The following is an 11508-nucleotide window of genomic DNA, read 5'->3' on the forward strand; positions in this document are numbered from 1 at the left end:
CCGATGAACGCCCGAGAGCCCGCCGACACCACGGCTTCCGACACCACGGCCTCCGACCAGGCCTCGGGGCGCGACGCCGCGCCCCAGGAGCCCCAGGCAGACGTCCGCACCCTCGCGCTCGCGCACGGCCACGCGCTGGTGGTGTCCGGCGATCAGGAGCGCAACGTCCTTCACCTGAAAGACCCGAGCGGCGCCGCCAGCCTGGAGATCGCCATCGGGCCGGAGGGCATCCGCCTCATGGTGCGCGGCGCCGGCCTCTCCCTCGCGACGACGGGCGCCCTGGCCATCGAGGCAGAGAGCCTGTCGCTCCACGGCAAGAACGGGGTCTCGGTCACGACCGAGGGGGATGCGCGGATCGAGGCGGGAGGGCTCCTGGAGACCGTCGGACGCAGCCAGCACATCCGCTCGGCGCGTGGGGACGTCCGCGTGCAGGCCAACGACGACGTGCGGCTCGAGGGCGAGCGTATCCGGCTGAACTCCTGAGCGGGTCGAGGGTCATGGATCTCCAGAACCACACGCCCTTTCGAGCGCAGCTCTTCCGCACCGCCATCGACGACGATCGCATCGCCGCGTCGCTCGTCACCAAGGTCACCTACGACCTGCGCGGCACGGCGCTCGAACCGAGCGAGGAGCAGCCCTGGTTGATCTCGGCGGAGCCCTGGGAGAGCGAGTACGGCGTCATCGACACGGATCAGCTCTTCTACCGGGGTGGCGTCGACCTCTTCCTCTTCGGCCACGCGCGCCCCGAGCGGCGCGACACGAAGAGCCTCACCGTGGCCGTCCGGGTGGGCACCGAGTGGAAGCGGGAGGTCGCAGTGTTCGGGGTGCGGGTGTGGCGCAAGGGGGTGTCCGGGCTCCACGCGACCTCCCCGCTCCCCATCGAGGCGATCCCGCTGACGATGGCGTTCGCGTTCGGCGGCAAGGATCGGTGGGACGGCCTCGAGGTGCCTTACCCGCTCAACCCGGACGGGATCGGGTGCTACCTCTGGCAGGACAGCGCCGAGGGCAAGCCGCTCCCCAACCTGGAGGAGACCGATCAACTCATCTCGTCGTGGGAGGACAAGCCGCTTCCGGCGGGCGTGGCCCCCTGCCCGCCCATGAGCGGCATCCGGCTCGCGCGCCTCGCCGGGCCAGCGCTCAAGGCGCACGCCGCCGGCAAGGCCGATCCCATGTCCGAAGGCCCCGCGCTCCAGTTCGACGCGACCTTCTTCAACGCGGCGCACCCCCGCATGATCGTGCCCTCCGTCGCTCCGGGGACACGCATCGCCCTCAGCGGTGTCACCGGCGGCGCGCCCCTCCTCGTCGACGTGCCCGGCACGCTGCCGCGCGCCCGCGTGCGCTTCGACGACGAGGTGGACGAGCGCCCCCTCGCCATCGACCAGATCGGCATCGAGGCCGACAAGAAGCGGGTGTTCATCAGCTACCGCTTCCCCTTCCGGTACGTGGTGGTCCCCGAGCAGATGCGGGAAGCCCACCTCTTCCTCTGAGCCCGAGGCCGACCCATGTATTGCAACGTCCTCGTCCACGTGAACCCCATGATCGGCCTGGACCCGCACACCGCGCTCCCGCCGCCGGTGGGGCTGCCGATCATCCCGATCTACGCGCACATCACCGGGGCGATGAACCACTGGGGCCCGTGGGGGTTCGCGACGGCGAAGGACAGCGAGAAGGTGCTGTGCGACGGCAACAAGACGATGCAGCGGGGGACCGACATCGGCTTCTTCATCATCCACGTGCCGATTCCTCTCATCCCGCATTTCCTGCTCCCCATCTGGAACACGCTCACCGGCTCCAAGTCCGAGTTCGGGGTCAACGCCGTGCTGGTGGAGGGTCTGCCTGTTGCCGTCGCGGTGGCCAAGGTCGTCAACTTCAACCTGAACTGCTTCGGGTACACGTCGCCGCTGCCGGGCGTCGGCGTGGTGATCACCTGGACCAGCGTGCAAGCCTGGATGACGCTCGCCGACTTCCTGGCCGGGCTGGTGTCGGCCATCGTCGACTGGGCCATCCAGGCCCTCATCAACAAGCTGACGGGGACGAAGGCGTTCGGCAGGGGCATCGATCGCGTCACCGCCCCCATCTGGCGGCGCGTCGCGCCCGCGCTGGTCGAGCGCCTGCCCGCGGGGACGTTGCTGACCTCTGCCCTCCACGCCAGAGGCTGGAACCGCTACGCCGCCTACTTTGTCGGCAACCTGCCTGCGGCGGTGGTGGGCGTCGCGGGGCACGGGTCACCGCTTGGATACGGGGCACCCTGGTCCCTCACCAACCTCGCCGATCCGTCGGGGCATGCGCACGACGCGGTGTACAACTACCTGAACAATCCCGCGGTGCCTCAGTACCCGTCCTCGGTGCCTGTTGGGCCGACGCCGGGACCGACGCCGGGACCGACGCCGACGCCAGGGCCGACGCCGACGCCGGGACCGACGCCGACGCCGGGACCGACGCCGACGCCAGGGCCGACGCCGACGCCGGGACCGACGCCGACGCCGACGGGGACTCCATGAGGGAAGCGTTCGCGCTCGCCAGCCCGACGGTGCGGCAACTGTCGGCGAAGGACCCCGGGGGCAAGCAGATCCTCTCCGTGGTCTGCAAACGGACGTACCACGTCGACGCCCGTGGGCGCCTGTCCCGGGCGCCGCAGCAGATCCCGCTGTTCGAGGACTTCGTGGCCGATCCGGACCTGCCGATGCTCCTCCTGCACGACACGGATCTCATCGCTCACAAGCCGCTGACCGACGTGCTCGTGCTGGGGCACGCGTATGCCCCGGGTCCCTCCACGTCCGTGCTCACCGGGGTGCGTATCGGGGCGCTGTCGAAGCAGGTGCTCGCGCTCGGGGACCGGCGCGTCACGCGGTCGCCCACGGGGCAGTTGCTCTTCTCGGAGCCAGCGCCGTTCGAGCGCATGCCGCTCGGCTACGATCGCGCTTACGGCGGCATCGACGGCGTGACGGAGGCGCGGCTCGGCGACCCTGCCGCAGCCGTCAAAGCCTGCATGCCGCGCGAGGCGCAGGGGCCCGGGGCGAGCGAGTACAGCTACCCGCGGAACTTCGTGGGGAAGGGGTATCTGATCGAGCCCACCCCCGAGGCGGTGGAAGCGCTCGCATTGCCCAACCTGGAAGACCCTGCCGACCGGCTCACGCCCGAGCGCCTCGCGGTCGGGAACACCCGGGCATGGCCGAAGATGCCCCTGCCGGCGTCGTTCGGGGTGTTCGACTACGGCTGGTTCCCGCGCCTGGGCTACCTGGGGGTCGTGCCGCTGCACAACGGAGTGGACGCGGTCTTCGAAGAGGTGCGGCGGGGCTTCGCGCCAGCCTCGGTCCTGAAAGAGACCTTCCTGACCGACGAGCCCGAGGTCGATTTCCGCTTCACGTGCTGCGGGTCGCTCGGGCTCCAACTCCCGTACCTATCTGGCGACGAGGAGATCGGGCTCTACAACCTCCACCCGCGCCAGCCGAAATGGGAGTTCCGCCTCCCGGGTGAGCGGCCCGTGATCGCCACCGATGGCCGCGGCGGGAAGATGAACCAGACCGAGCCGGTGATCCAGACGGTCACGGTCGAGCCAGATCACGACCGCGTCACCGTGGTCTGGCGCGGGAGCGCGAGGGCGCTGCGCCCGTACCTGCCCATGGAGCTGGAGAAGATGCCCCTTCGGGTGGAGTGGTGAGTCACCCGCTCGCCCCTCCGATGCGCTGGTGAACCCGGAGATGCCGCGGCGTACCCAGCGTCAGGAGCTGCGGTCGCCGCGGTCGGTCCTGGAGACGACGGCGGCCACGACCACGCCGATGGGGCCGAGGATGGCGCAGAGGAGGAACCAGAAGCAGCCGCCGCGGCCCTTGGTTGTCGCGATCCACGCGCCGATGATGCCGCAGAGCAGCCAGACCGGGATGCCGAGCTTGAGATCCATGCTGGTCGGAGGAACGTAGCACGTCGCCGTCCGGTCGGAGCGGGGACGCCCTGACGACTTCAACCACGCGGCCGGGGTTTTCGCCCGCTTCCGGAGGCGACGTGCGTCGGGCCCGGAGCCGCAGAGCGCCCTGGAAAGCTCGGGGTGTGCGTGGCCCGCCGGAGGACCGCTCATGCTAGTTTGGTGGGTATAGCGTTGACGCTGAAGGCGCAGGTCCGTGGAGGGCGACTCGTCCTCGACGAGCCTACCGAGCTGCCGGAAGGGAGTGAGGTCGAGCTGGTGCGGGCCGATGAAGGCGATGCGCTCGACGACGACGATCGCGCCCGCCTTCATGCGTCGCTCCGGCGATCGGCCGAGCAGTTCGCGGCGGGACGTGGGATCGATGCGGAAGAGGCTCTCGCCTGCTTGACCTGAGGCTCGATGGGGCGTTCCCGCGTCGAACGCTCCGAAGAAGCGCTGGAGCAGGTTCAAGTCATTCGGGCGTGGTGGATAGAGCATCGCCCCGCTGCACCCGATCTCTTCATCGACGAGCTTCGTGCAGCGGCCCGGAGGCTGGGCGCCATGCCACGGATCGGTGCTCGTTACGAGCTTCTCGAACTCCGTGAGATGCGTCGGATGTTGCTGCCGCGCACGCGCCATCACGTCTATTACGTGGACGCCGACGATTCCTGCATCGCGCGCATTGACGCCGTGTGGCACGCGGCGCGCAACTGGCCAGGCGGAACGCCCTGACAAGGCGTGGTCGGGGCGAGGGGAGGCGGGTCCCCTCGTGGAGACTCAAAACGCGACGCCGAGAGAGAGGGAGCCGAGGGGGCGGAGGCGGGAGGTCTTGTCGTTGAACACCACGGTCTGTGGCCCGTAGCGATCCGCGTGGACGGTGATCTGCCTGGTGTCGCCGAAGGCGACGCCGATGCCGATGCCCCAGGAGAGGATGAAGCCGCCGTTGCGGCCGATGACGCTGCTGCTGCCGATCATGCCGCCGGCGATGCCGCTGTCGATGGTGCGGGAGTTGGTGGCGTCGGGGTTCGAGGCGAGCTCGGACTCCCGGGCGCCCTCGTGGGTGACCGTGGCCTTGAAGTTCTCGTAGCCGAGGTAGGCCTTCAGGTAGAGGCCGCGCATGGCGTTGCCGCCGAAGTACACGCCCACCGTGCCCGCGATGGAGTAGCCCCCGCGTTCGAGGTTCGCGGAGAAGGGAGAGCCCCAGATCCACGCCGGCTCGACACCCAGGGTGAGGGGACCGACGACGGCGTACTCGCCCTCGAAGGTCACCTTGCCGAGGAGGAGGTCGAACGGGTTGTAGCGGACCGACCAGGTGCAGCAGGTGCGCGCCTTCGGCGGAGGCGGCGGTTCGGGACCGTCGGGGCCTTCCTCGTCACCGCGACCACGGTTGCGCCCGTAGCCTGGAGGGGGCGGACCATAGCCGGGGCCGTAGCCAGGCTGGCCGTAGCCGTAGCCTGGCGGCGGTTGACCGTACCCGGGGGGTGGCTGCTGGCCGTAGCCCTGCTGGCCGTAGCCGTAGCCTTGCGGCGGCTGACCGTAGCCCTGCGGGGGCTGCTGGCCGTAGCCCTGCGGAGGTTGCTGGCCGTAGCCCTGCGGGGGCTGCTGGCCGTAGCCCTGCGGGGGCTGCTGACCGTAGCCCTGCGGGGGCTGCTGGCCGTAGCCCTGCTGGCCGTAGCCTGGCGGGGGTTGCTGGCCGTAGCCAGGTTGTTGCTGGGCGTAGCCCGGCGGGAGCTGATCCGCCTGCTGCGCCATCGCGGAAGCGCTCGAGATCAGGATTCCGAGCAGCGCACTACCCCCGGGCCACCACCTGCAAGACATCGGCAAATCCTAGCCAATCGGTGGGCCGTCCGCCACGCGGCTGCCGACATGGTCGTGCTCCTGCGATCTCCCGTTCGCACCTCGTGCACCGCGCCTCTCGCGCCGTCGGGTGTCCCGCCTGTAGTCTTCGCCGCCGATGTCCTCCTCCCCCGATCCTGCCGTCGTTCCCGAGGTGTCGGCCACGTCCGTACCCGGCGCCGCGCCCGCGCCGGTAGCTGCCTCCACGGCGCCCGTGGCCGCCACGGCGCCAGTAGCTGCCTCCGCCTCCGGGGTCGCGTCTCCGCCGGAGACCTCCGCTGCCGAGCTGGATCGCGCCGCTGCAGATCTCGGGGCAGCGGCCACGACGTTCGCCCGCATGCCGCCGGCCGAGAAGGCAGCGCTCCTGCGCGCGCTGCTCCCGCGCACGCTCGAAGGAGCGCGCGCGCAGGTGGAGGCGGCGTGCGTGGCCAAGGGGATCGATCCGAGCGGACCCATGGCGGGGGAGGAGTGGCTCGCGGGGCCGTGCCTCACGCTCTCCAACATCCGGCTCCTCGCGGAGGCGCTCGACGACATCCACCGCCGTGGCAAGCCGCGGCTCGGGCGCGGCGGGGTGCACGTCCGGCGGGACGGGCGGGTGGAGGTGGGGATCTTTCCGCAGGGCGTCCAGGAGCGGGTGCTCTACGGCGGCGTGCGCGCGCACGCGCTCCTCCAGCCTGGCGCGACGGCGGCCTCGGCGCGCGCGGAGCAGGCGAGCTTCTACCAGCAGCGCGATCCCGAGGGGGGCGTGACGCTGATCCTGGGCGCCGGGAACGTGGCGAGCATCCCGCCCATGGATGCGCTGCACAGCCTCTTCGTGGAAGGGCGCGTGGTGCTGCTGAAGATGAGCCCCGTCAATGCGTACCTGGGGCCGTTCTTCGAGCGGGCGTTCGCGCCGCTCGTCGAGCGGGGGTTCCTGCGCATCGTGTACGGGGGCGCGGCGGTGGGGACGCACCTCGCGGAGCACCCCGCGGTGACCCACCTCCACATCACGGGCTCGGCAGAGACGCACGATCGGATCGTCTGGGGGGCGCCGGGGGCCGAGCAGGAGCGGCGCCGCGCGACCGGGGAGCCGCGGCTCGCGAAGCCCATCACCTCGGAGCTGGGCAACGTCAGCCCGGTGATGGTGCTGCCCCACCTCTACGCGGAGGACGAGCTGTGGTTCCAGGCGCGCAGCGTGGCGACCCAGGTGATGAACAACGCCTCGTTCAACTGCAACGCGGCGAAGATGCTGGTCTTGCCGCGCGGGTTCGCGCAGCGTCCGCTCTTCCTCGCCATGCTGGCGCGCGCGTTCGAGGCGGTGAAGCCGCGCCGGGCCTACTACCCGGGCGCCCACGATCGGCACGCGCGCCTCACCGAGGGCCGCGCCGCGCTCGACGCTGCGGTGCTGCGCCTTCCGCCGGAGCTGCCGCTGCCGCGCGGGGTGCTGCGCTTCGGCGCGCCGGGCGCGGACGCGCTGCCGTGGACCATGGTGGTCGGGCTCGACGAGGCAGATGCAGGTGAGCCGCTCTTCCGCGAGGAGCCTTTCTGCAGCCTGCTTTCCGTGGTGGAGCTGGGGTCGAGCGATCCGGTGCACTTCCTCGACGAGGCCACGCGGTTCTGCAACGAGCGGCTGTGGGGCACGCTCGCGGCGTCGCTCGTGGTGCACCCCCTCTCGGAGGAGGACCCCGCGGTGGCCGAGGCCCTGGACCGCGCGCTGCTCGCGCTGCGGTATGGCGCGATCGCCATCAACCAGTGGCCGGCCATGGTGTACGGGGCGGTGTCACCGCCCTGGGGAGGGCATCCGAGTGCGACGCTCTCCAGTGTGCAGAGCGGACTCGGGTTCGTGCACAACACCAGCATGCTGGGGGGCGTGGAGAAGGTCATCCTCCGGGCGCCTTTGCGCGCGAGCCCGCGGCCGCCCTACTTCTTCGATCACCGCCGTTCCCACGAGGTGGGCGCGCGGCTCGCCGCCTGGACCGCCGCCCCCGGCTGGGGCCGGGCGTGGTCGGTCGCGAAGGCGGCGCTGCGGGGGTGAGGCGGGAGTGAGGCGGGAGTGGGGCCTGCCTCAGGGCGGGGCTCAGCTCTTCTGGGCGTCCTTCTGGGCGCCGTCCTTGTGCTCGCCGAGGGAGGCCTGGAAGTCCTTCACCTTGGTGAGGAGCTCGTCGAGCTTCTGCTTGGAGGTCTCGGTGACCTCCTCGGCGAACTTCTCGGCATCGAGGAGCTGGGGCTCCAGGGTCTTGTTCCAGACATCCTTCACTTCCATGCCCGCCAGGTGCAGCCGCACGCGGATCTCGTCGCGCAGGGTGTACAGGGAGGCCAGGCCAGTCTGGATGTCGGTCTTGGTAGTGTCCGTCGCTTGGCTCATGTCTGTCTCTCCGAAAGGGCCGTGATGGCCCGTCCTCAGGTGTGTCCGGGTCTCTTGCATGCACTGCGCCATAGCGAGCGCGGCCATTCGTGACGCTCGCTCGGTGGGAGTGTGCAGCTTGTGCTCGGAGAGGTGCGGCGAGGCGCGCTAGTAGCGGGGGATGGAGGGGTCGACGGTCTGGGACCAGGCGTCGATGCCGCCCTTGAGGTTGAAGACGTTGCGGAAGCCCTGACCGAGGAAGTGCTCGGCGGCGGCCTGGCTGCGACCGCCGTGGTGGCAGTGGAAGACCAGGGTGGTGTCCTTGGGGAGGCCCATCAGGTAGCGCTGGGCTTCCTCGTCGAGGAGGCGCGAGCCGGCGATGCTGGCCGCGGCGCGCTCCTTGGGGGTGCGCACGTCGAACAGCTCGAAGGCCTCGCCCTTGTCTTTCATCGCCTTGACGTCGGCGGGGGAGAGCTGCCGGACCTTGGGGGGCTCGTTGGGGCTCTCCAGGCGGAAGCCGGCGCCGGCGTCTCCCTCGACGTAGTCGATGGAGAGGCCCTCGGCCCGGCGCGCGCTCGCGGCGTCGAAGAGGAGGGTCATGCCGCCGGCTTTCACCTCCACGTCGCCAGGGGCGCGGGGGCCGACGTAGAGACCGTACTCGTAGGTGGCGCTGATCTCGATGTGGACCTCGCCACCGTCACCCTCGGTCTCCACGGCGCCCTTCAGCGCCTTCGCGGCGGTCTCGCTGAGCTTCACCTTGGGAGGTGCCGCGGGGGCGGCTGCGGCGCCGGCGCTGCCGGAGAGGCTGCCGAGCTTCTCCGCGAGCTCGCCGGAGGCGTGCATCTGCCGCACGATGTCGCAGCCGCCGAGGAACTCGCCCTTCACGTAGAGCTGGGGGATGGTCGGCCAGTCCGAGAAGGCCTTGATGCCGTCGCGGATATCCGGGTCCGAGAGCACGTTGACGGTGGTGTACTTGGGCAGCAGGCCGTCGAGGATCTGCACGACGGTGGAGGAGAAGCCGCACTGGGGCATCCGCCGGGAGCCCTTCATGAACAGGACGACGTCGTCGCTTCCGATGATCTCGGTGATCCTGGCGCGCAGAGACTCGTTGAGGGTCATGCTTGCGAGCTACCACGACCCATGTCGGGGCGGTAGCGGTCATCCGGCGCCGCGGACCGGCGCACGCGGCCGCGGATCCACGACTCGACGAGCGGCCAGATGGTCAACGGTGCGTCGCGTCCCATGACGATGTCGAGGTGCCCGCGGGGGAAGGTGCGGTAGGTGCGGTCCGGCGAGAGGCTGAGGTCGTAGGCCGGTTTCACCGAGGCGGGAGGCGCGAGGTCGTCCTTGCTGCCGGCGATGATGAGCAGGGGGATCTCCATCCGCTCGAAGCGCTCGGCGTACCCGTACAGGCTGCCCAGGCGATGGCCTTGCTGCCTGGAGGCGGCGGCGTCGAGGAACATGTTTCGCAGGACGGTGACGCTGCCGTTGTCCATGGAGAGGGACATGTGCTGCGCGAGCACCTTGGGCTCCATGGATCCAGGAGCGAAGCCGCGGATGGGCAGCGGAAAGAGGGGGCTCTCGATGAAGGCGCGCGCGAAGCGCATCACCTCGCCGAGGGGCTTGAGGCCGAGGGCGCCGTTGCCGAAGGAGACGCGCCGATCCACGCCGAGCATGAGCTGGCCGAGGGTGGTGAGCGTCCAGGAGCCCTTGGCGAAGAGGTAGGGGCTGCCGAGGGTGACGACGCCGCCCACGGCGTCCTGCAGGAGGGTGGTGGCCGCGTAGCTGACCAGGCCTCCGAGGGAGTGACCGACCAGGTACACCGGCCGGTCGCCGGAACAGCGGCGGATCTCCTCGACGGCGGCGGGGACGTCTTCGAGGACGAAGTCGGTGACGTGGCTCGGCCTCGGCGCGCCGAGGTGCTTGGAGCGGCCGTGGCCCCGCAGGTCGAGGTTGTAGACGTCGAAGCCCGCGCGGGCGAGGTAGTTGGCGAAGCTGCGGGAGGGGAGGTGCCAGGTGTAGCGGTTCTGTCCGTATCCGTGGATGAGGAGCACCGTGGCGGTGGTGCCGCCGCCGAGCGCCGCGCTGCGCTTGCGGACCATGGCGAGGGGGACGTCCCGCACGCGCCCGCGTTGACGGTGGCGGGTGGGGATCTCGTCCATCAGGGCGGGGGGCGGGATGGTGGAGGGGCTCCGGGCGTCGTGCGCCAGGGCCGTGGTCCGGATCCGGGTCACCACCAGCTCCTTGACGAACGTGCTGCGTTCGTCGCGGTCCACGACCTGCTCGACCTGGGCGTGGTTGAGGATCATACGGCCACGTCTAGCATGGACATTCTCGGGGCCTTCCGCAACTATGCGGAATCACTGGATGCCAGTGGAACCCTGCCCGGGGCAGGGTGGTGAGGGCGGCGCTGCACGTTGGGTGCAATCGTCGTTCTCGTGTAGTCTCCACCGGCTTTCCACGCACCGCGTTGACGCCGTCGTCAGGCCGTGACGCCGCGATGCTGGCTATCAAGTAAGGTGATCCACATGCCTCGATCCTTCAAGGTCGGCGTCCTCGCGCTGGCATCTCTGATCGCACCGCTCAGCCTGGCTTTGCCGGCGTCCGCGCAGGAAGACACGAAGCCCTCGCCGTCCTCGTCTGACGAGGGCGGAGGCGACGCGGAGAAGACCGACACACCCGACAAGGACGCGAAGGCGGACGGGAAGGCGGACGGGGAGGCAAAGGACGGGGCGCAGGCCGCGGCGCCGTCGGACAACGATCCTTACGAGAAGCCGCACGAGACGTACCGCTTCATCGGCATGCGCTTCAGGAACCTGATCGTGCCGGAGTTCGTGCTCGACCTGTTCTCGGAGGGCGGGCGCACGGTGAACGTGTTCACCTTCGGGCCGGAGTTCTCCACGCGCAAGGACGGGCTCGAGCTGGACTTCGCGCTGTCGTACGCGGACTACTCGATGGACGACACGCTCTTCAAGGGGAAGAGCGACGACGACTTCGCCTTCGAGATCGTGAACAGCTCGATGAAGATCGTCTACTTCACGACCGATCTTCTCTACGAGATCCCGCTCGACAAGGAGAAGGGGCGCTTCTCGCTGCTCATCGGCGGCGGCGTGGGGCTCGGGGTGGTGTTCGGGGACCTCAACCGGAACCAGGCGACGCCGCGCGAGGCGGGGAACATCGATCGGGACGACGTGGGCGCGTGGCAGCGCTGCGAGGCGCCCGGCACGGGTCAGCCGGGGTTCTGCGACGGCGCGAACGATCACTACGGGAGCTACTCGGAGGCGAGCTGGGTCAACGGCGGCTCGAAGCCCTCGGTGTTCCCGTGGATCTCGCTGCCGCAGGTGAGCTTCCGCTACAAGCCCATCAAGCAGCTCCAGCTCCGCGCCGATCTGGGCTTCTCCATCTCCGGTTTCTACTTCGGGGCATCCGCGGCGTACGGCCTGTGATC

At 70.1% G+C, this 11508-nt stretch carries 12 protein-coding genes; 7 read left to right on the top strand and 5 right to left on the bottom strand.

The window, feature by feature from the left end; genetic code table 11:
- The first annotated feature begins 3 nt into the window (after nt 1-3).
- Genes CAP_RS03180 through CAP_RS03195 form a run of 4 tightly spaced genes read left to right on the top strand, consistent with a single transcriptional unit; the run spans nt 4 to nt 3661 of the window.
- A complete protein-coding gene (locus CAP_RS03180; protein WP_052374053.1) occupies nt 4-483 on the top strand; it encodes a hypothetical protein in 480 nt (159 codons plus the stop codon).
- A gap of 14 nt (nt 484-497) precedes the next feature.
- Entirely contained in the window at nt 498-1487 is a 990-nt protein-coding gene (locus CAP_RS03185; protein ID WP_044235944.1) for a DUF2169 family type VI secretion system accessory protein, read from the top strand.
- A gap of 15 nt (nt 1488-1502) precedes the next feature.
- Entirely contained in the window at nt 1503-2501 is a 999-nt protein-coding gene (locus tag CAP_RS51860) for a hypothetical protein (RefSeq protein ID WP_044235948.1), read from the top strand.
- Nucleotides 2498-3661, top strand: a complete 1164-nt coding sequence (locus CAP_RS03195) for a DUF2169 family type VI secretion system accessory protein (RefSeq protein ID WP_044235951.1) — start codon at nt 2498-2500, stop codon at nt 3659-3661. Before CAP_RS51860 ends, CAP_RS03195 begins: the two co-directional genes overlap by 4 nt.
- 60 nt (nt 3662-3721) lie before the next feature.
- Here the strand turns inward: CAP_RS03195 and CAP_RS49800 are convergent, their stop codons facing one another.
- Nucleotides 3722-4234 carry a hypothetical protein gene (locus CAP_RS49800; protein ID WP_156040451.1) on the bottom strand — a complete coding sequence of 171 codons (513 nt, stop codon included), beginning with the start codon at nt 4232-4234 and terminating at the stop codon, nt 3722-3724.
- Nucleotides 4235-4321: 87 nt separating this feature from the next.
- Here CAP_RS49800 and CAP_RS47450 point away from each other — a divergent pair, with 87 nt between their 5' ends.
- Entirely contained in the window at nt 4322-4633 is a 312-nt protein-coding gene (locus CAP_RS47450; protein ID WP_081864519.1) for a type II toxin-antitoxin system RelE/ParE family toxin, read from the top strand.
- 45 nt (nt 4634-4678) lie between these two features.
- Here CAP_RS47450 and CAP_RS51865 read toward each other — a convergent pair whose 3' ends face one another.
- On the bottom strand, nt 4679-5653 hold the full coding sequence (locus CAP_RS51865) for a hypothetical protein (protein ID WP_197040973.1): 975 nt from the start codon (nt 5651-5653) through the stop codon (nt 4679-4681).
- Between the two features lie 202 nt (nt 5654-5855).
- On the opposite strand from CAP_RS51865, the gene CAP_RS03210 reads away from it, so the two are divergent.
- Nucleotides 5856-7751: an aldehyde dehydrogenase family protein gene (locus CAP_RS03210; RefSeq protein ID WP_052374054.1), complete on the top strand. Its 1896-nt coding sequence runs from the start codon at nt 5856-5858 to the stop codon at nt 7749-7751.
- Nucleotides 7752-7793: 42 nt separating this feature from the next.
- On the opposite strand, the gene CAP_RS03215 is transcribed toward CAP_RS03210, so the two are convergent.
- The 3 genes from CAP_RS03215 to CAP_RS03225 form a co-directional block, all read right to left on the bottom strand.
- Nucleotides 7794-8081, bottom strand: coding sequence for a hypothetical protein (locus CAP_RS03215; RefSeq protein ID WP_044235956.1), 288 nt, complete (start codon nt 8079-8081; stop codon nt 7794-7796).
- 147 nt (nt 8082-8228) lie between these two features.
- Nucleotides 8229-9179 carry a Grx4 family monothiol glutaredoxin gene (grxD, locus tag CAP_RS03220; RefSeq protein ID WP_044235959.1) on the bottom strand — a complete coding sequence of 317 codons (951 nt, stop codon included), beginning with the start codon at nt 9177-9179 and terminating at the stop codon, nt 8229-8231.
- The gene (locus CAP_RS03225) at nt 9176-10369 is read right to left on the bottom strand and encodes an alpha/beta hydrolase (protein ID WP_044235961.1); all 1194 of its coding nucleotides are present in this window, start codon (nt 10367-10369) and stop codon (nt 9176-9178) included. Before CAP_RS03225 ends, grxD begins: the two co-directional genes overlap by 4 nt.
- A gap of 219 nt (nt 10370-10588) precedes the next feature.
- Here CAP_RS03225 and CAP_RS03230 point away from each other — a divergent pair, with 219 nt between their 5' ends.
- Nucleotides 10589-11506, top strand: coding sequence for a hypothetical protein (locus CAP_RS03230; RefSeq protein ID WP_044235964.1), 918 nt, complete (start codon nt 10589-10591; stop codon nt 11504-11506).
- Nucleotides 11507-11508 lie beyond the last annotated feature (2 nt).

This window comes from Chondromyces apiculatus DSM 436, from assembly GCF_000601485.1.
Taxonomy (GTDB): domain Bacteria; phylum Myxococcota_A; class Polyangia; order Polyangiales; family Polyangiaceae; genus Chondromyces; species Chondromyces apiculatus.